This window comes from Streptomyces tanashiensis (assembly GCF_014648895.1).
GTDB classification, from domain to species: domain Bacteria; phylum Actinomycetota; class Actinomycetes; order Streptomycetales; family Streptomycetaceae; genus Streptomyces; species Streptomyces tanashiensis.
Genome location: NZ_BMRZ01000002.1, coordinates 997,834 through 1,016,219 on the forward strand (window position 1 = coordinate 997,834; position 18,386 = coordinate 1,016,219).

Sequence of the window (18,386 nt, forward strand, 5' to 3'; positions counted from 1 at the left end):
CGCTCGGGGGCCGGCCCGGAGGATGGTCGTCATGGATCCCGAACTCGAGGCCTTCATCCCGTTCTTCCCGCAGACCGACCTGTCCGACCCCGTCGCCGCCCGCGCGTACTTCGCCGGGTTGGCGGCCGCCGTGCCGGCGCCCGACACCCCCGACATGGAGGTCGAGGACCGTGTCGTGCCCGCCGACCCCGACGTGGCGGTACGGATCTACCGGCCGCGCGGGGCGCGGGGGGCCGTGATCTGGCTGCACGGCGGCGGTTTCGTCATGGGAGACGTGGACACCGAGCATCCGTGGGCCACCCGCATCGCGGAGAGCTCCGGGGCGGTGGTGGTGTCGGTCGGCTACCGGCTGGCCCCCGAGCACCCGTTCCCGGCGGCCCTGGACGATGCCTACGCCGTCCTGAACTGGACGGTCGAGCACGCGGACGAGCTCGGCGTCGACCCCGCGCGGATCGCGGTCGGTGGCCACAGCGCGGGTGGCGGGCTCGCGGCGGCGGTGGCGCTGCGGTCGCGTGACGAGCAGGGGCCGCCGATCCGCTTCCAGCTGCTGAACCAGGCGGGACTCGACGACCGCATGGAGACGTGGTCGGCGCGGAACTTCACGGACACGCCCTGGTTCCACCGCGGGAAGATGGTCGCCTCCTGGCGGCACTACCTGGGCTCGCGGCCCGCCACGCCCTACGCCGCTCCCTCGCGGGCCGCCGATCTGTCCGGGCTCCCGCCGGCCTATGTCGCCTCCGCCGAGTTCTGCCCGAACCGCGACGAGGACATCGCGTACGCCGTCCGGCTCCTCCAGGCGGGTGTGTCCGTCGAGCTGCACCAGTGGCCGGGGACCTTCCACGGCTCGCAGGCGATCCTCTCCGCCGAGGTCTCGCAGCGGCAGAACGCCGAGCTCGGTGCCGTACTGCGCCGCGCCCTCGCCGACTGAGCCCCGTTCTCTCCGACCGACGTTGTTCGTGACCTCGAAAGGACCGATGTGTTGAAGATGCGACTGGTACTGGTGGGAGGCGTGGCCGCGCTCGGCGTCTGCGCGGGCATGGTGGCCGCGTCGGCCTCTCCCGGCGGCGCGAGGCCGGCGCACGCCGGGAGCGCGCGCGGTTCGGCCGGTCTCGATCCCGCGGAGCTGCGGTCCGCCCTGGACGCCGTCCACCGTGCGGGGGTGCCGGGCGTGTTCGCCGAGGTACGGGACGACGGGCGGACCTGGCGTGGTGCCTCCGGGGTCGCCGATGTCGCGACCGGCCGTCCCGTCGGGCCGGACCTGCGGCACCGCGTCGGCAGCGTGACCAAGACCTTCACCGCCGCGGCCGTCCTGCAGCAGGTCGAGCGGGGGCGGATCGGGCTCGACGCGCCGATCGGTGACTATCTGTCGGAGCTCGTGCCGGGCGCACGAGGCCGGAGCATCACGGTCCGGATGCTGCTCAACAACACGAGCGGCATCCCCGACTACCTCCCCTACGCGTTCCCGTCCCTCCGGGCCTTCCCCTCGCTGCCGGACGTCTCGACGGAGAGCCTGGACGAGAACCGGTTCCGGACGTTCCGTCCGGCCGAGCTCATCGCGATGGGGCTCTCTGCGCCTCCCACCGGGGAGCCCGGCGGACCCACGGGCGTGTACTCCAACACCAACTGGCTGATCCTCGGCGAACTCCTGAAGGAGGTGACGGGCCTGCCGGCGGAGGAGTACATCACCCGGAACGTGATCGCGCGCGCCGGACTCCGCCACACCGGGTTCCCGAAGGGACCGCGCGTCGAGGGGCCCCACTCACGGATGTACGAGGCGTTCCACGGCCTGATCGACCCGCCGCGTGACTACAGCGTCTACGACATGTCCTGGGTGGGGACGGGCGCCGCGCTGGTGTCGACCATGGAGGACCTCAACCGCTTCTACGCCCTGCTGCTCGACGGAAGGATCGTCGGCCGGTCCTCCCTGGCGGAGATGCAGCGCACCGTCCCGGTCCGCGCCCTGGACGGGTCGATGATCGAGTACGGTCTCGGGCTGCACAGGGTCGAGGCCCCGTGCGGCACCTTCTGGGGGCACGACGGCACCGTCTGGGGGGCCGGGACGATGTCCCTGACCCGCGCCGACGGCAGGCGGCAGATGTCCGTGGCGGTCAACCTCATCCGGTGGAACAGGCCCGACGCCTCGGGCAGGCCGCAGCCGCACCCCATCGACGGTGCCATGAAGGCGCTGTACCAGCGGGCGATGTGCGGACCGGCCTCCGCCGCCTCCGCTCCTTAGGCGGGGTCAGGCCCGGCCTCCACCGCCTCCGCGCGCAGGCGGGGTCAGGCCCGGCCGGCGGCCATCTCCATCAGGCGGGCGAGGACACGTCCGCCGGAGGCGGCGAGGCCGTCGTGCTCCCACTCGTTCGTGACCCACACGCGCGTGGCGCCGATCGCACGGGCCGTGCGCAGGGAGAGGCCCGCGTCGACGTACATGTCGTCGTGGTAGACGACGGCGGCGAGCGGGACCTCGTTCGCCGCGAGGCGTCGCGGGTCGTACAGGGGCGGCCAGTCGGTGCGCGCGGCCAGCAGGTCGGCGGCGTCCGCGAAGGGGCGCAGACCCCTGATGTCGCGGAACATCCACGGGTACATCATCTCCCCGGTGAGCAGGAGCGGGTCGGCGTGCTCGGTGAATTCGGGGAAGCCGGCCAGGGCGCGGGCGGCCGCCCAGTCGGTCGGCCCGTCGCCCTGCCCGTAGAGGGACTCCTGCAGGACGGCGAAGAGCGGGTTGTCGGTGAAGCCGGTCAGCGACATCACCTGGTGCAGAAAGGTCTCGCTCAACTCCTTCTCGCCGGCCAGGGATTCGTCGAGGAGCCAGTGGAGGCGCTCGAAGCCGTCGCCCATGCCGAGGACGAGTCCGAGCGTGCGCAGCCGGCGCGGGGTGAGCCGGTCGCCGTCCGGCAGGCGGACGTCGTCGGCCGCGAGGAGGTCGGCGATCCTCCGCAGGCGGGGAGCGTCCTCCGGGTAGCGGGCGTAGAAGTCGAGGACCCGGTCGCGGACACGGGGGTAGGTGCGGGCGTACACGTCGTCGGCGGTGGCGCGGAGGCCGGGCAGGCCGCCCGTGACGTAGCAGGCGCGCAGGCCCTCGGGTGCCTGGGAGAGGTAGGTGAGGGTGAGGAAGCCGCCGTAGCTCTGTCCGAGGGTCTCCCAGGGGGTGTCGCCGCAGAGTTCGCGGCGGATCAGTTCCGCGTCGGCGACGATCGCGTCGGCCCGGAAGTGCGCGAGGTGGTCGGCGAGGCGGTCCGGTGAGGCGAAGCGGGCGGCGGAGCGCGCGGTGACGGGGCTGGAGCGGCCGGTGCCCCGCTGGTCGAGGAGCAGCACCCGGTGGGTCTTCAGGGCGTGGGGCAGCCAGCCGGTTGAGTGGGCGGACGGTCGGGGCGACTTGCCGCCGGGGCCGCCCTGGAGATAGAGCAGCCAGGGCAGTTCCTCGCCCGCGCGGGCCGGGTCGGCGACCTCGCGGGCGAAGACCTGGAGGGTGGGGCCGTCGGGGGCCCGGTGGACCAGGGGGACGGTGAAGGTGTGGTCGACGGTCGCGTACGCGGGATTCATCGGTTCCCTCGCTGAGGAGTGGGAGGGCGGTCGGGCGGTCGTCCGCCCGGGATGCGTACGGTGGTGACGCCTTCGGATCCGGCCTCACCACCGTACGAGGTCACGCCGCCGGACCCGCCGGCGTCAGGGTGTAGGTCCGGCCCGAGGTGTAGAACTCCAGGGCCGCCCTGCCCTGTTCGCGCGGGCCGTGGCTGGAGGCCTTGGATCCGCCGAAGGGCAGGTGGAAGTCGACGCCGGTGGACGGGGCGTTGATCCGGATCATGCCGGTGTCGAGCAGGTCCAGGCCCTGCAGGGCCGTGTTCAGGTCGGCCGTGTGGACCGAGGTCACCAGTCCGTACGGGACGGAGTTGGTGATCCGGATCGCGTGGGCGAGGTCGTCGGCGGCGAGCAGGGACGCGACGGGGCCGAAGACCTCCTCGCGCAGCAGCCGGTGTCCCGGGGACACCTTCTCGACCAGGGTCGGTGCCGCGAACCAGCCGGGCCTGTCGATCGCGGTGCCGCCGGCGAGCGTGCTCAGCCCCCGGCAGGCCTCGGTCATCCGGTCGCGGGCGCCCTCGTGGATGAGCGGGCCGCACACGGTGGCCGGGTCGGAGGGGTCTCCGACGGCGAGGGTCCTCAGCGCTTCGGAGAGTGCCTCGCGCAGCGGGTCGAGGGCGCCGCCGACCGCGATGACGCGGCTGGTGGCGGTGCACTTCTGGCCCGCGTACCCGGCGATGGAGGCGGCGATGTGGCTCGCCGCCTGCTCGATGTCCGCGTCGGGCAGGACGATCGCCGCGTTCAGGCCGCCCATCTCGGCCTGCGCCGGGATGCCCCGGGCGGTCGCGGCTCTGGCCACGGCCTGGCCGACGGGGGTGGAGCCGGTGAAGGATACGACGTCCGCGGCCGAGACGAGCGCGTTGCCCTCGGTCGCGCCGCCGGGAAGGACGGTGAACACCCCTTCCGGTACGGCCTGCCGCACGAGCTCGGCCAGGCGCTGGGCGCACGCGGTGGCCTCGGGGGCGGGCTTGAGGACCACCGTGTTCCCGGCCGCGAGCGCGGGGGCGGCCTTCCAGGTGGGGATGGCGAAGGGGAAGTTCCAGGGCGTGATGAGTCCCGCGACGCCGTGCGGGCGGCGCCGGGTCAGGAGGAGTCCGGTCCCCGCGGCGGTCTCGTGGACGGCGCCGGTGGGCTCGAAGGGGGCCTGGGCGTAGTAGCGCCAGATCGCGACGGTTCGGGCCACCTCGGCCCGGGCCTCGGAGATCGGCTTGCCCACCTCGCGCACGGCGAGCTCGGCCAGTTCGCCGGCCGCGGCCTCGGCGGCGGCCGCGACCGCGCCCAGCGCGGCCGAACGGGCGGCGGCTCCGGCCAGCAGCCAGCCGGGCTGGGCGGCGCGGGCGCGTTCGACGGTGTCGACGGCCGCGAAGGCGCCGGGCGCGGGGATGCGGAGGAGCACGTCGGCCGGGTCGGCCGGGTTGCGGGAGGTGAGGGTGGAATGTACGTCGGTCACGGGAGGAGGCCTCCGGGGAAGGGGGTCGTCCGGGGAAGGGATCACACGAAGGTGCCGCGCAGCGCCGACGGCGAGCGGCCGTCACGGCCGTCGGCGGTGAGCGGCGGGCGCGGCCGTCGGCGGCAGGCGGCGCGTGTCAGCGGTGGCCGTTCGCGACGGCCTTCTCCGTGGCGGTCCGCACCGCCGCCTCGATCGTGCCCGTGAGCGGGTGGCGCGGCGGCCGGGTGGGGCCGCCGGGGCGCCCGGCGATGTCCATGGACAGCTTGATGGACTGGACGAACTCCGTCTTCGAGTCCCAGCGCAGCAGGGAGTGCAGGGACTTGTACAGCGGCAGAGCGGTCGTCAGGTCGCCGGCGACGGCGGCACGGTAGAGCTCTGCGCAGCTCGCGGGGAAGGCGTTGGGGTAGCCGGCGATCCACCCGACGGCGCCCGCGACGGCCAGCTCCAGGAGGACGTCGTCGGCTCCGATCAGCAGGTCGAGCTCCGGGGCGAGTTCGGCGATCTCGTAGGCCCGGCGGACGTCGCCGCTGAACTCCTTCACCGCGACGATGCTGCCGTCGCCGTGCAGCCGGGCGAGGAGGTCCGGGGTGAGGTCGACCTTGGTGTCGAAGGGGTTGTTGTAGGCGACGACCGGGATCCCGACGCGGGCCGCCTCGGTGTAGTGGGCGCGCACGGCCGTCGGGTCGGCGCGGTAGGTGTTGGGCGGCAGGAGGAGGACCGAGCCGCAGCCGGCCTCGGCGGCCTGCTCGGCCCAGCGGCGGGATTCGGCGCTGCCGTAGGCGGCGACGCCCGGCATGACGCGTGCTCCGTCCCCGGCCGCGTCGACGGCGGTGCGGACGACCTGGGCGCGCTCGGCGTCGGTGAGGGTCTGGTACTCGCCGAGGGAGCCGTTGGGGACGACGCCGTCGCAGCCGTTGGCGATCAGCCAGGCGACGTGCTCGGCGTAGGCGTCGTGGTCGACGGTGAGGTCCTCGCGGAAGGGGAGCGTGGTGGCGACCATGATGCCGCGCCAGGGGCGGTCGGTGTTCCAGGTGGTGGCGGTCATGTCGATGACCCTCTCTATAGTGTGTGACATTTTACAGATGGGAAAGGAGAGAGACCCGTACGGGCCTCTCCTTCGGGGCTCTAGGAGGCGTCGGGACGCGGATCGGCCGGCGCGGCCGGGTCCCCGTCGAGTGCGGCGAGCGTCGAGAGCCGCACCGGAACGGCGAACGGGCGCCGCTCCGAGGGCGGTTCGGCGGCCCCGTCGCGCGCGGCGAGACAGGCGACGGCCGTTCCGCACATCCGCCCCTGGCACCAGCCCATGCCGGCGCGGGTGAGGAGCTTGACGGTGCGCGCGTCCCGCGCGCCGAGGTCGGCGACGGCCTCGCGGACGCGGCCGGCGCTGACCTCCTCGCAGCGGCAGACGTCCGTGGCGTCGGTGAGCCAGTCCTGCCAGCCGGGGCCCGGGGCGTGGGCCGCGGCCATCACCTCGGCGAAGGCGCGCATACGGTCCCTGCGGCGCCGCAGTTCACCGGTCCGGCCCTCGCCGGACCGGCGGCCGAGGAGGCGCGCGGCGATCGCCCGCGCGGCCAGCTCTCCTTCCGTACGCGCGAGTTCGGCGCCTCCGACGCCTCCGGTCTCGCCCGCCGCCCACAGGCCGGGCTCCGAGGTCTCCTGGAGGTCGTCCAGGGCGAGGCCCAGCGTTCCGTCGGGGAGCCGTCGGGTGGTGCAGCCGACCGTGGTGGCCAGCTCGATCTGGGGGACCAGGCCGTGGCCGACGGCCAGGGCGTCACAGGTGATCCGGCGGCCCGTTCCCGGCACGGGGCGCCAGTCGGCGTCCAGGCGGGTGACCGTGACGGCTTCCACCCGGTCGGTGCCGTGCACCTCGGTGACCGCGCTGCGCACCCGGACCGGCACCCGGTGACGGAGCAGACCGGCACCGTGCAGCAGGGCTTCGGCCGCCTTCCCGGGGTTGGTGACGAGCGCCCGGGGGCTGCGGGCGTACCGCAGATACCCGGCGGCCTCGACCACGGCCGGCACCCGCGCGCCGGCTGCGGCGAGCGAGGTGGCGACGGCGAGCAGCAGCGGGCCGCTGCCGGCCACGACGATCCGGCGGCCGGGCAGCACGAGGCCGGACTTGAGCATGGCCTGGGCTCCTCCGGCGCCCACGACGCCGGGCAGGGTCCAGCCGGGGAAGGGAAGTTGACGCTCGTACGCGCCCGTGGCGAGCAACAGGGCCCGCGCCCGGATCCGTACGGGCCGCTCGCCGCTGCCGTCGGCGCCGGTGACCGCGTGGACGGTCCAGGTCCCGTCAGCCTCCCGCACCGTGGACCACACGTGGTGTCCGGGCAGGTGGGCGGTGCCGCTCGCGGCGAGGCGTCGCCGCAGGTCGGAGAAGGCCGACCAGTCGTGGTGCAGGGCCTCGGGCCGCACCGCGCCGAGGGCGGGCGCCGGGTGCCGGTAGAACTGCCCGCCGGTCTGGGAGGAGGTGTCGAGCAGTGCGACGGAGAGGCCGAGTTCGGAGGCCGTGACGGCACCGGAGAGTCCCGCGGATCCGGCCCCCACGACCGCGAGGTCGTACGGTTCGGCCCGCACGTCCGGCTCAGACGGTGAGGCGGTCATGGCCGTGTCCCTCCTGGGTGGTGACGGCGTCGCCGGGCCGGGCCGGGACGAGGCAGGCACGGCGGTTGGGTTCGCCGTTGACGGTGGCGAGGCAGTCGTAGCACTGGCCGATGCCGCAGAAGGCGCCGCGCGGCCGGCCGCCGTCCCGGGTGGTGCGCCAGGCCAGGATGCCGGCGCCCCAGAGGGCGGCGGCGACGGTCTGTCCCGGCAGGGCGGTGACGCGACGGCCGTCGAAGGTGATCTCGAACGGCGGATCGGGCTGTGCGCCGACGAGGTCGGCGGGGGTGCGGGCCACGGGCCCTCCTCTCGTGACGGTGGGTGTGCGCGGATCAGGGCGCGGTGTCGGCGTGGTGTTCCCGGGCCTCAGGGCGCGGTGGCGGCGAATCGGTCGGGCCGGAACGGGTGGATGTCGAGGGGCGGTGCGGCGCCGGTCAGACAGGCGGCGACGATCTGCCCGGTCACGGGGGCGAGCCCGATGCCCGCCCCTTCGTGGCCGCAGGCGTGGAGCAGACCGGGGACGCGCGGGTCGGGGCCGATCGCGGGCAGGTGGTCCGGCAGGTACGGGCGGAAGCCGAGGTAGGTGCGGATGGCCCGTACGGTGCCGAGGACCGGGAACAGCGCGGTGGCCCCGGCGGCGAGCCGGCGCAGGACCTCGGGGGAGAGTGTCCGGTCGAAGCCGACCCGTTCGCGGCTGGCGCCGATCAGGACCGGGCCGGCCGGGGTGCCCTCGACGACCGCCGAGGTCTGGAGGGCGGCGGAGCCGCTGGCGACGTCGGCCACGTAGTCGGCGGCGTACACCTTGTGGCGCACCACGCGCGGGAGCGGTTCGGTGACGAGGACGAAGCCCCGGCGGGGCAGTACGGGCAGGTGGACGCCGGCGAGTTCGGCGAGGGCGCCGCCCCAGGTTCCGGCGGCGTTGACCACGTACGGGGCATGGATCTCGCCCGCCGTGGTCCGCACGCCGCGGATCTCGCCGGAGGCGCCGGTGAGCAGGCCGGTGACCTCCTCCCCCAGGCGCAGGCTGATCCGCTCGCCGCCCGCGCGCAGGAGTTGGGCGGCCGCGTGGGCGGGCATCACCTGGGCGTCCTGAGGGTAGTGGAAGCCGCCCGCCAGGGTGGGTGCGAGGTGGGGCTCCAGGTCGTGGAGCCGGTCCTCGGGGACCTCCTGGCTGGTGACGCCCGCCTTCTCCTGGCGGGCCGCGAAGGCGCGCAGGGCGCGCATCCCGGGCTCGTCCGAGGCGACGACGAGGCCGCCCTTGGCCTCGTACTCGACCTGCGGCGGGAGCAGTTCGGCCAGCTCCCGCCACAACGCGGTGGCGATCAGGGCGAGTTCGAGCTCGGGCCCTGGTTCCTTGTCGGAGACCAGGAGGTTTCCCTCGCCGGCTCCCGTCGTCCCGCCGGCGACGGGACCGCGGTCGACGACGGTGACGGAGAGGCCGGTTCGGGCGGCGTAGTGGGCGCAGGCCGCGCCGACGACGCCGGCGCCGACGACGATGACATCCGAGGTGTTTCTCGTGGGCACGGCAGTAATATTTCACATGGCACTGAAGTTGCCAAGACCCGCAGGGAGCTTCTCAGTCGCCCCACCGTCGCCGCGCGCGCCGCACGGACACGGATGAGTAACGGAGCGCCCGACACCTTGTCAGTACAATTTCACATTACTATGTTACCGGTCACATTCCAGCCGCCCGAATCACCGACACGGCTGTCCGACTGCAGCTCTCCCGGAGTGACCTTCATGAACAAGCGCACCCGCACCCTGGCCACCGCCCTGGTGACGACCCTCGCCCTCGGCGCGACCGGCTGTTCCGGCGGCGGGAAGTCCGGCGGCTCCCCGGACCGCAAGAACCCCGTGACCTCCACCAACGGCACGGTCATCGGAGGAACCCCGCAGAAGGGCGGCACGCTGACGGTCCTGTCCAACCAGGACTTCACCCACCTCGACCCGGCCCGCAACTGGGTCATGCCCGACATGGACTTCGGCACCCGGCTGCTCTACCGCACCCTCGTCACCTACAAGGCGGAGCCCGGCGCCAAGGGCAGCGAGCTGGTCCCCGACCTCGCCGAGGACCTCGGCACCCCGTCCAACGGCGCCAAGACCTGGACCTTCCGCCTCAAGCCCGGCCTGACGTACGAGGACGGCACCCCGATCACCGCCCAGGACATCAAGTACAACGTGGAACGGTCCTTCTCCCCCGACCTGCCCGGCGGCCCCGACTACGCGGCCCGCTACCTCGCCGGCGCCCAGGGCTACCAGGGTCCCGCCCGGGGCAGGCACCTCGACTCCGTGAAGACCCCGGACGCCCGCACGATCGTCTTCGAACTCCACAAGCCCTTCGCCGAGTTCCCCTACGCCGCCACCCTGCCGACCTTCGCCCCGGTGCCGCCGAAGCAGGACAAGGGCCCCCAGTACGACAACCGCCCGTTCTCCTCGGGGCCGTACAAGATCGAGTCGTACGCCCGCGACAAGCAGATCGTCCTGGTCCGCAACACCCACTGGGACCCGAAGAGCGACTCCGTCCGCAAGGCGTACCCGGACCGGATCGTCGTCACCATGGGCCTCAAGGGCAACCAGATCGACGACCGGCTCATCGCCTCCTCCGGCACCGACGCCTCCGCCGTCCCCTGGGCCCAGCTCCGCCCCGAGTCCATCTCCAAGGTCCTCACCAAGGCCGACGTCAAGGCCCGGCTGCTCGCCGAGTCCAGCAGCTGCACCGAGATGGTCCAGATGCACACCGGCCGCGCCCCCTTCGACGACCTGAAGGTCCGCCAGGCCGTGCAGTGGGCCCTCGACCGGGAGGCGATCGTCACCGCCGCCGGCGGACCGGCCGTCACCGACGCCTCCAGCGCCGCCATGCCCGGCTCCCTCTTCACCGGCGGGAAGCAGCCCGACACCCTGAGGATCCCGCTCTCCGGCGACCCCGAGAAGGCCAAGCAGCTGCTCAAGGAGGCCGGGAAGGCCGACGGCCTCTCCACCCGGCTCACCGTCTCCATCAACGACAAGGCCATCGGCGAGGCCATCCAGCAGTCCCTGGGCCGGGCCGGCATCAAGGTGACCCTCGAGACCGTCGACCCGTCCGCCTTCTACGACACCATCGGCGACACCAAGAACCGCACGGATCTCGTCTACACCGGCTGGTGCCCCGACTTCCCCTCCGGCACCACCTTCCTCCCCTTCGTCTTCGACGGCCGCTACATCAAGGTGAAGGGCAACAGCGGAAACCACTCCCTCTTCAAGGACGACGCCGTCATGAAGCGGATGGACGAGATCGCCGCCATGACCGACGGCGCCCAGGCCAACAAGGCGTGGCAGGAGCTCGACGGACAGATCCTCGCCAAGGCACCGGTCGCCCCCGGCGCCATGAAGCGCCGCTCGCTCCTCGTCGGCACCAACGTCGCCGGTGCCTACGGCCACACCTCCTGGAGCGGTCAGCTCGACTACGCGACCGTCGGCCTCAAGGACCCGTCGAAGAGCGCGAACTGAAGGACGCCCCTCCCATGACCATGACCACCACCTCCCCTCCGACGCACGAGGGGGGCGGGGCCTGGCAGCTGGTCCGCGCGGAACTGCGCCGCCGCACCTCCCTCAAGGTCTCCCTCGCCGTCGTCGCCCTCTTCGCCCTGATGACCGTGGCCGCCCCGCTGATCAGCTCGCTGGGCGGCTGGGGCCCGGAGGAGTTCGACAAGTCCGCCGTCGACCCCTACCTCGGCGGACTGCCGATCGGGCCGCTCGGCGGGGTCTCCGCCGAGCACTGGCTCGGCGTCGAACCCATCACCGGGCGCGACCTGTTCGCCCGGGTCGTGCACGGCGCCCAGGTCTCGCTGCTGATCGCCTTCGCCGCCACCGCGATCGTCGTGGTGGCGGGAGTGGCCGCCGGCATCGCCGCCGGCTACTTCGGCGGCCGCACCGACACCGTCCTGTCCCGGCTGATGGACCTGACGATGTCCTTCCCCTCCCTCATCTTCATGATCGCGATGATGTCGGTCGCCCGTGACGTCAACCGGACGCTGCTGATGATCCTCGTCATCGGCCTCTTCGGCTGGCCCGGCGTGGCCCGGGTCGTCCGCGGCCAGACCCTCTCGCTCAAGCACCGCGAGTACGTCGACGCGGCCCGCGTCGGCGGCTCCGGCCCCTGGCGGATCCTCGCCCGCGACATCCTCCCGGGCGTCGCGGGACCCGTCATCGCCTACACCACGCTGATGATCCCCGGCATGATCGCCACCGAGGCCGCCCTCAGCTACCTCGGCGTCGGGGTCCGTCCGCCGACCCCGTCCTGGGGGCAGATGATCGCGGAGAGCGTCGCCTACTACGACACGGACCCCATGTACTTCCTCGTCCCCAGCCTCTGCCTCTTCCTCACCGTGCTGGCGTTCACCCTCCTCGGCGACGCCCTGCGCGACCTCCTCGACCCGCGCGGGGGTCTCACGTGATCCTCTACCTCGGGCGCCGGCTGCTCGGGGTGGCCGGCGTCCTCCTCGCGATCGCCGCCGTCACCTTCACCATCTTCTACGTGCTGCCCTCCGACCCCGCCGCCGCGGCCTGCGGCAAGGCGTGCAGCGACGAACGCCTCGAAGCGATCCGCGCCCACATGGGCCTGGACGCCCCGCTGTGGCGGCAGTTCGCCGACTTCGTCACCGGCATCTTCACCGGCCGCACCATGGGCACCGGCCAGTACGCCCTGCGCTGCGACTTCCCCTGCCTCGGCTACTCGTACGAGAACAGCGAGAACGTCTGGGACCTGCTCGTCGACCGGCTGCCCGTCTCCGCCTCGCTCGCCGTCGGCGCGGCCGTGCTGTGGCTGGTCCTCGGCCTCTCGGCCGGCGTGACGGCCGCGCTCCGCAAGGACACCCTCACCGACCGGGTGCTCATGGTCGGCGCGGTCGCCGCGGCCTCCCTGCCGGTCTACTTCACCTCGGTGCTGCTCATCTACGGGCTGATCCGGCTGACCGGGCTGCTGCCCTACCCGCAGTACGTCCCCTTCACCTCCGACCCGCTGTCCTGGGCCTCCAACCTGCTGCTGCCCTGGCTGGCCCTCGCCGTGCTCTACGCGGCCATGTACGCCCGGCAGAGCCGCGGCGCGATGATCGAGTCCATGGCGGAGCCGTACATCCGCACCGCCCGCGCCAAGGGCCTGCCGCGCCGCACGGTCGTCGTCAAGCACGGTCTGCGGGCGGGGATGACCCCGGTCCTCACCATCTTCGGCATGGACCTCGGCGGGCTCCTCGCCGGCGCCGTCATCACGGAGTCGCTCTTCGGACTGCCCGGCGTCGGGCGCCTCTTCTACGGCGCGCTCACCTCCGGCGACCAGCCCGTCATCCTCGGGGTGACCCTGCTCGCCGCCACCTTCATCGTCGTCGCCAACCTGGCCGTCGACCTGCTGTACGCCGTCGTCGACCCGCGAGTGAGGTACTGATGGGCGACTCCACTCCCCTGCTGTCGGTGCGGGACCTCACGGTCACCTTCCCGACCCGGCGCGGCCCCGTCCGGGCGGTCGACTCCCTCTCCTTCGACGTCCTGCCCGGCCGCACCCTCGGCATCGTCGGCGAGTCCGGCTCCGGCAAGTCCGTCACCTCGCTCGCCGTCCTCGGCCTGCACACCGGCGCCGCCGAGGTCACCGGCTCCGTCACCCTGGCCGGCCGCGAACTCATCGGCCTGCCGGAGCGGGAGCTCAACCGGCTGCGCGGCCGGAGGATGGCGATGATCTTCCAGGACCCGCTGTCCAGCCTGCACCCCTACTACACCGTCGGGGAGCAGATCGCCGAGCACCACCGGGTCCACTTCGGGTCCCGTCGCGCGGCGGCCCGCGAGCGGGCCGTCGAGGCGCTCGGCGAGGTCGGCATCCCCGAACCCCGCCGCCGGGCCGGCGAGTACCCGCACCAGTTCTCCGGCGGCATGCGCCAGCGCGTGATGATCGCGATGGCGCTCGCCTGCGAGCCGGACCTGCTGATCGCCGACGAGCCGACGACGGCGCTCGACGTCACCGTCCAGGCCCAGATCCTGGAACTGATCGCCCGCCTCCAGCGGGAGCGGGGACTCTCCGTCGTCATGATCACGCACGATCTGGGGGTGGTCGCCCGGGTGGCCCACGACGTCCTGGTGATGTACGGCGGCCGGGCCGCCGAACACGCTCCGGTGGACGCCCTGTTCGAGGCGCCGGCCCATCCGTACACCCGGGGCCTGCTCGACTCGCTGCCCCGGCTCGACGACCACGACGACACGCCGCTGCGGGCGATCCCGGGCAGCCCGCCGTCCCTGCTCGACCCGGCGCCGGGCTGCGCCTTCGCACCCCGCTGTTCCCGCGCCGCGGCCGGCTCCGAGGAGGAGCGGGCCCGCTGTACGGGCGAACGCCCGCTGCTCGGCGGCCCGGAGGGACACCCGGCCGCCTGCCACTTCCCCGCGTACGAAGGCGTCGCCTCATGACCACCACTGCCCCTCCCCTGCTGCGCGTACGGGACCTGACCATGACGTTCCCCGGACGCCGGGCCCGCTCGGCGCCCGTCCGGGCCGTGGACGGGGTCTCCTTCGACGTGGCGGCGGGCGAGACCCTCGGCCTCGTCGGCGAGTCCGGCTGCGGCAAGTCCACCACCGGCCGCATGATCGTGCGGCTCCTGGAGCCGACCGCGGGCTCCGTCTCGTACGACGGGCGCGACATCAGCCATCTCTCCCAGCGGGAGCTGAAGCCGCTCCGCCGCGAGCTGCAGATGGTCTTCCAGGACCCGCACTCCTCCCTCAACCCCCGGCAGACCGTGGCCCGGATCATCGCCGACCCGCTGCTCGTCCAGGGGAGTTCGGCGGCCGAGGCGCGCAAGCGGGCCGCGGAGCTGATGGAGCTGGTCGGGCTCATCCCGGAACACATCGACCGCCATCCGCACGAGTTCTCCGGCGGCCAGGCCCAGCGCATCGGCATCGCCCGCGCGCTGGCCACCGGCCCCCGGCTGATCGTCGCGGACGAGCCCGTCTCCGCCCTCGACGTCTCCGTCCAGGCACAGGTCGTCAATCTCATGGAACGGCTCCGGCGCGAACTCGGCCTCGCCTACCTCTTCATCGCGCACGACCTCTCCGTCGTGAAGCGGGTCTGCGACCGGGTCGCCGTGATGTACCTCGGCCGGATCGTGGAGATCGGCGCGAAGGAGCGGGTGTACGCGGCGCCCGCCCACCCCTACACACGGGCGCTGCTCTCCGCCGTGCCCCTGCCCGACCCGGCGGCCGAGCGGGCCCGGGAGCGGATCACGCTGCTCGGTGACCCGCCGAGCCCGGCCGCTCCCCCACCGGGCTGCACCTTCCATCCGCGCTGCCCCAAGGCCCGGGAGATCTGCCGCACCGAGGCCCCGCCGCTCCGGGTCGCCGCCCCGGGCGAGGCCCGGCAGGTCGCCTGTCACTTCCCCGAGGGAACGGAGGGGAACTGAGGGAAGGCCCGCGCTCTTGACAACCGCTCATGTTCGTCGTCCTCATGTTCCTGACAGAAGTGGCACATCACGGGGGGACGACCAGCGCATGACCAAGCCCGAGAGCGCGGGACACGACTACGACGTCGTCATCGGCGGAGCCAGCCTCGCCGGCTGCGCCGCGGCGATCCTGCTCGCCCGACGCGGTGCCCGCGTCGCCCTCCTGGAACGCCGCTCGCGCCCCGCGGCGTACAAGGCGCTGTGCACCCACTCCCTCACCGCCAACGCCACCCCCGTCCTGGAGGAACTCGGTCTGGTCCCCGCCCTGGAGAAGGCGGGGGCCGTACGCAACGAGGCCCGCTGGTACACCCGTTGGGGATGGATCGAGCCGAGTGCCGCGCCGGGCCCCGAGCTGCCGTACGGCTACAACGTCCGGCGCAGCACCCTCGACCCGCTGATCAGGTCCCGCGCGGCCGAGACCCCGGGGGTCGATGTGCTCCTCGGCCACACGGTGACCGGGCTGCTCCAGGAGGACGGGCGGACCACGGGGGTGCGGGCGTCGACGCCCGAGGGCGAGCGCGAGATCCGGGCCCGCCTGGTGGTCGGCGCGGACGGCAAGGACTCGGCCGTGGCCAAGTTCGCCGGGGTGCCCACCCGGCGGCACGAGAACGCGCGCTTCGGCTATCTCGCGCACTTCCGGAACCTGCCGCTGCGCGACGGGATCAGTCACGCCTGGTTCCTGGTGCCCGACATGGCCTACGCGTTCCCGAACGACGACGGGGTGACGGTCGTCGCGGTGCTCCCGGGCAAGAAGCGGCTGCCGGACTTCCGGGAGGATCTGGAGGGCAGCTTCCTGAAGTTGTTCCGCTCGCTGCCCGACGCTCCGGACATCGATGCCGCCGAGCGCGTCACGAAGTTCACCGGCGCGGTCGACTATCCGCTGCACACCCGCAGGCCGACCGCCCCGGGCCTCGCGCTCATCGGCGACGCGGCCCTGACCGGCGACCCCCTGTGGGGCGTGGGATGCGGATGGGCCCTGCAGTCCGCGCGGTGGCTGGCGGAGGCGGTCGCCCCGGCCGTGACCGGGCGGGGCGACCTCGACCGGGCCCTCGCGGTGTACGCGCGCCGGCACCGGCGCCGTCTCGGCGGCCACCAGTACCTGGCGGCGGACTTCGCCAAGGGCCGGCCGTTCAACCCCGTGGAGCGGCTGATGTTCTCGGCGGCGGCGCGTGACGGCGCCGTGGCACGGCACATGCACCTGTTCGCGTCCCGCCTGATCGGTCCGGCGCGCTTCCTGAGCCCCGCGGCGGTGGCGAGGGCCGTCGTCGTCAACCTCAGGCACCGCCGGGCGGCCGCGCCGCCCGCGCGTCCGTCGCGCACGGAGGCGTGACCGGCGCCTCCGGACACGCCGACGCCGGCACCGCTCGTGGGGAGCGGTGCCGGCGCCGGCGTGTTCAGGCTCCGCGGACCGCGCGGTACAGGGAGCTCGCGACGGCGAGGTCCTCCCAGGCCATGCCCACGCTCTTGAAGAAGCGCGGGCGCTCCGAGGGGGTGTGGCCGTGCACGAGGTCGGCCAGGGTGCCCGTGATGTGCTCCTCGCCGATCGCGCCCTCGGAGAGGGGGACGAGCAGGTCCCCCGCCTCGCGGAGCGCCGCCGCGCGCGCCTCGACGTAGACCTCGGCGCGGGTCACGAGTGCGGTGTCGGTCTCCCGGGCCGTCGGCTCGTGCGAACCGACGGCGACGACGGTGGCGCCCGAGGCGACCAGGGCGCCGTCGAAGAGGGGCGTACGGGCCGTCGTGCAGCAGACGACGAGGTCGGCCTCGGCCACGTCGTCGGGTGTCCCGGCCCGGGCGTTCACGTCGAGCGTCCGCGCGTATCCGGCGAGGGCGCGGGCGGCGACGGGGTTGCGTCCGACGACGACGGCCTCGGCGACCTCGCGCACGGCGAGCACGGCCTCCAGATGGCCGTAGGCCTGGGGCCCGGTGCCGAAGAGCACGAGGCGCAACGGCCGGTCGTCCGGGGTGAGGTGGCGTACGGCGAGGGCGGAGACGGCCGGGGTGCGCAGCTCGGTCAGGGCGGCGCCGTCGAGGAGGGCGAGGGGCCGGAGGTCCGTTCCGTCGAGGAGCAGGTAGGAGCCGGTGATGCGGGGCAGGCCGAGGGCCGGGTTTCCGGGGGCCACGCCCGCGATCTTCACGCCGGCGTACGCGTGGTCGGCGGCGGGCATGAGGAGGAGTTCGCCGGCCGGGACGGGGACGGCGGTGCGGGGCGGTGCGGTCTCGGGGTCGAGTCCGGCGCGCAGGACTCCGGCGAGGACGTCGACCGTCGCCGCCGGGGTCAGCAGGCGGGTCATGGCGGGGGCTTCGATCCGCAGCAGGTCGGTCGTGGTGGTCACAGGAGGAATCCCGTGCCCAGGTCGTCGTGCGGGTCGAGGACGAAGGTGTGGGTGCCGGTGCGGTGGGTCGTGCCGGTGACCTCCGTGATCCCGCCGGGCAGCAGGCGGCCGGTGAACACGGTGTCGGCCACGGACTCGTGCGTGAGGACCTCACCAGGGGCGAGGCGCCCCTCGTCGCCGAGCAGGGCGAGCCGGGCGGAGGTGCCGGAGCCGCAGGGTGAGCGGTCGATCTGTCCGTCGGCGAAGACGGTGACGTTGCGCTGGTGCGGCCCGGTGGGGGTGTCGGGCAGGTCCTCGTACAGGATGACGCCGTACACGTCGTGTTCGGGGAACGCGGCGCGGATCTCCCGCCCGGCCCGGACGAGCGCGGGCAGGGAGGCCCGGGTGGTGTCGAGGCCGAGGGCGCGCGCGGGGACCGAGACGTAGACGGCGCCGGAGTCGGCGAGGTCGGCCTCGACGGTGCCGGTGGAGAGGGTGACCGGGACCTTGCGGTCGAGGACGCGCGTCGGGACGTTGCGGAAGGTGACGCCGGTGGTGCGGCCGTCCGCGCGGTGCACGGTGGCGGTGACGCGCCCGGAGGGCACGTCGACGCGGACGGGGACGTCGCCGTCGTGGGGCGCCGGGACCCGTCCGGTGTCGACGGCCCAGGCGCCGAGCGCCATGGTGCCGTGGCCGCAGGCGGTGGAGTAGCCGTCCTTGTGCCAGAACAGCACGCCGAAGTGGGCGCCGTCGTCGTCGGGCGGGACGATGAAGCCGCCGTACATGCCGGAGTGGCCGCGGGGCTCCCGGACCAGGAGGCGGCGCAGGTCGTCGAGCGGTCCGAGCCGGAGGGCGAGGGCGCGGCGCTCGGCGACGGTGTCGCCGGGGATGGGCGGCAGGTCCTCGGCGACGATCCTGAACGGCTCGCCTGCCGTGTGGTAGTCGGTGGTGCGGACCGGGTGCGGGGTGGTGCTCACGTCGTACGTCCTCCGG

16 protein-coding genes are annotated in these 18,386 nt (G+C 73.7%); 8 read left to right on the top strand and 8 right to left on the bottom strand.

The genetic code is table 11. The features are described 5' to 3' along the window. Positions 1 to 31 precede the first annotated feature (31 nt). On the top strand, positions 32 to 928 hold the full coding sequence (locus tag IE237_RS09960) for an alpha/beta hydrolase (RefSeq protein WP_189801425.1): 897 nt from the start codon (positions 32 to 34) through the stop codon (positions 926 to 928). A 57-nt stretch (positions 929 to 985) separates the two neighbouring features. Next, the gene (locus tag IE237_RS09965) at positions 986 to 2,236 is read left to right on the top strand and encodes a serine hydrolase domain-containing protein (RefSeq protein WP_229842495.1); all 1,251 of its coding nucleotides are present in this window, start codon (positions 986 to 988) and stop codon (positions 2,234 to 2,236) included. A 44-nt stretch (positions 2,237 to 2,280) separates the two neighbouring features. Here the strand turns inward: IE237_RS09965 and IE237_RS09970 are convergent, their stop codons facing one another. From IE237_RS09970 to IE237_RS09995, 6 genes are all read right to left on the bottom strand, one after another. Then, complete coding sequence (locus tag IE237_RS09970) at positions 2,281 to 3,546, bottom strand: alpha/beta fold hydrolase (protein ID WP_189801426.1); 1,266 nt, start codon at positions 3,544 to 3,546, stop codon at positions 2,281 to 2,283. Positions 3,547 to 3,646: 100 nt separating this feature from the next. Further along, entirely contained in the window at positions 3,647 to 5,032 is a 1,386-nt protein-coding gene (locus IE237_RS09975; RefSeq protein ID WP_189801427.1) for an aldehyde dehydrogenase family protein, read from the bottom strand. 136 nt (positions 5,033 to 5,168) lie between these two features. Continuing rightward, the gene (locus tag IE237_RS09980; protein WP_189801428.1) at positions 5,169 to 6,077 is read right to left on the bottom strand and encodes a dihydrodipicolinate synthase family protein; all 909 of its coding nucleotides are present in this window, start codon (positions 6,075 to 6,077) and stop codon (positions 5,169 to 5,171) included. 80 nt (positions 6,078 to 6,157) lie between these two features. After that, positions 6,158 to 7,636: an NAD(P)/FAD-dependent oxidoreductase gene (locus tag IE237_RS09985; RefSeq protein ID WP_189801429.1), complete on the bottom strand. Its 1,479-nt coding sequence runs from the start codon at positions 7,634 to 7,636 to the stop codon at positions 6,158 to 6,160. Continuing rightward, on the bottom strand, positions 7,617 to 7,931 hold the full coding sequence (locus IE237_RS09990) for a (2Fe-2S)-binding protein (protein WP_189801430.1): 315 nt from the start codon (positions 7,929 to 7,931) through the stop codon (positions 7,617 to 7,619). The genes IE237_RS09985 and IE237_RS09990 overlap by 20 nt, the downstream gene beginning before the upstream one ends. Positions 7,932 to 7,999: 68 nt before the next feature. Next, positions 8,000 to 9,157, bottom strand: coding sequence for an NAD(P)/FAD-dependent oxidoreductase (locus IE237_RS09995; RefSeq protein ID WP_189801431.1), 1,158 nt, complete (start codon positions 9,155 to 9,157; stop codon positions 8,000 to 8,002). A gap of 216 nt (positions 9,158 to 9,373) precedes the next feature. Between IE237_RS09995 and IE237_RS10000 the strand changes: the two genes are divergently transcribed. The 6 genes from IE237_RS10000 (at position 9,374) to IE237_RS10025 (ending at position 16,411) form a co-directional block, all read left to right on the top strand. After that, positions 9,374 to 11,119 (top strand): ABC transporter substrate-binding protein, encoded by a 1,746-nt coding sequence (locus IE237_RS10000; RefSeq protein WP_189801432.1) that lies wholly within the window; start codon positions 9,374 to 9,376, stop codon positions 11,117 to 11,119. A gap of 20 nt (positions 11,120 to 11,139) precedes the next feature. Then, positions 11,140 to 12,066, top strand: coding sequence for an ABC transporter permease (locus IE237_RS10005; protein WP_229842558.1), 927 nt, complete (start codon positions 11,140 to 11,142; stop codon positions 12,064 to 12,066). Then, positions 12,063 to 13,049 carry an ABC transporter permease gene (locus IE237_RS10010; RefSeq protein WP_189801434.1) on the top strand — a complete coding sequence of 329 codons (987 nt, stop codon included), beginning with the start codon at positions 12,063 to 12,065 and terminating at the stop codon, positions 13,047 to 13,049. The genes IE237_RS10005 and IE237_RS10010 overlap by 4 nt, the downstream gene beginning before the upstream one ends. After that, a complete protein-coding gene (locus tag IE237_RS10015) occupies positions 13,049 to 14,056 on the top strand; it encodes an ABC transporter ATP-binding protein (RefSeq protein WP_189801435.1) in 1,008 nt (335 codons plus the stop codon). The genes IE237_RS10010 and IE237_RS10015 overlap by 1 nt, the downstream gene beginning before the upstream one ends. Continuing rightward, on the top strand, positions 14,053 to 15,042 hold the full coding sequence (locus IE237_RS10020; RefSeq protein ID WP_189801436.1) for an ABC transporter ATP-binding protein: 990 nt from the start codon (positions 14,053 to 14,055) through the stop codon (positions 15,040 to 15,042). Before IE237_RS10015 ends, IE237_RS10020 begins: the two co-directional genes overlap by 4 nt. 88 nt (positions 15,043 to 15,130) lie before the next feature. Further along, positions 15,131 to 16,411, top strand: coding sequence for an NAD(P)/FAD-dependent oxidoreductase (locus tag IE237_RS10025; RefSeq protein ID WP_189801437.1), 1,281 nt, complete (start codon positions 15,131 to 15,133; stop codon positions 16,409 to 16,411). 64 nt (positions 16,412 to 16,475) lie between these two features. Here the strand turns inward: IE237_RS10025 and IE237_RS10030 are convergent, their stop codons facing one another. Further along, positions 16,476 to 17,372 carry an ornithine cyclodeaminase family protein gene (locus tag IE237_RS10030; RefSeq protein WP_189801654.1) on the bottom strand — a complete coding sequence of 299 codons (897 nt, stop codon included), beginning with the start codon at positions 17,370 to 17,372 and terminating at the stop codon, positions 16,476 to 16,478. 38 nt (positions 17,373 to 17,410) lie between these two features. Next, on the bottom strand, positions 17,411 to 18,370 hold the full coding sequence (locus IE237_RS10035) for a proline racemase family protein (RefSeq protein ID WP_189801438.1): 960 nt from the start codon (positions 18,368 to 18,370) through the stop codon (positions 17,411 to 17,413). Positions 18,371 to 18,386 lie beyond the last annotated feature (16 nt).

Excerpts from the sequence above, each read along its gene's own strand:
- IE237_RS10030 (WP_189801654.1), bottom strand. The coding sequence starts at position 17,372 with ATGACCCGCCTGCTGACCCCGGCGGCGACGGTCGACGTCCTCGCCGGA.
- IE237_RS09970 (WP_189801426.1), bottom strand. The coding sequence starts at position 3,546 with ATGAATCCCGCGTACGCGACCGTCGACCACACCTTCACCGTCCCCCTG.
- IE237_RS09960 (WP_189801425.1), top strand. The coding sequence starts at position 32 with ATGGATCCCGAACTCGAGGCCTTCATCCCGTTCTTCCCGCAGACCGAC.
- IE237_RS10015 (WP_189801435.1), top strand. The coding sequence starts at position 13,049 with ATGGGCGACTCCACTCCCCTGCTGTCGGTGCGGGACCTCACGGTCACC.
- IE237_RS10000 (WP_189801432.1), top strand. The coding sequence starts at position 9,374 with ATGAACAAGCGCACCCGCACCCTGGCCACCGCCCTGGTGACGACCCTC.
- IE237_RS09965 (WP_229842495.1), top strand. The coding sequence starts at position 986 with ATGCGACTGGTACTGGTGGGAGGCGTGGCCGCGCTCGGCGTCTGCGCG.
- IE237_RS09985 (WP_189801429.1), bottom strand. The coding sequence starts at position 7,636 with ATGACCGCCTCACCGTCTGAGCCGGACGTGCGGGCCGAACCGTACGAC.
- IE237_RS10020 (WP_189801436.1), top strand. The coding sequence starts at position 14,053 with ATGACCACCACTGCCCCTCCCCTGCTGCGCGTACGGGACCTGACCATG.
- IE237_RS09980 (WP_189801428.1), bottom strand. The coding sequence starts at position 6,077 with ATGACCGCCACCACCTGGAACACCGACCGCCCCTGGCGCGGCATCATG.
- IE237_RS10025 (WP_189801437.1), top strand. The coding sequence starts at position 15,131 with ATGACCAAGCCCGAGAGCGCGGGACACGACTACGACGTCGTCATCGGC.
- IE237_RS10005 (WP_229842558.1), top strand. The coding sequence starts at position 11,140 with ATGACCACCACCTCCCCTCCGACGCACGAGGGGGGCGGGGCCTGGCAG.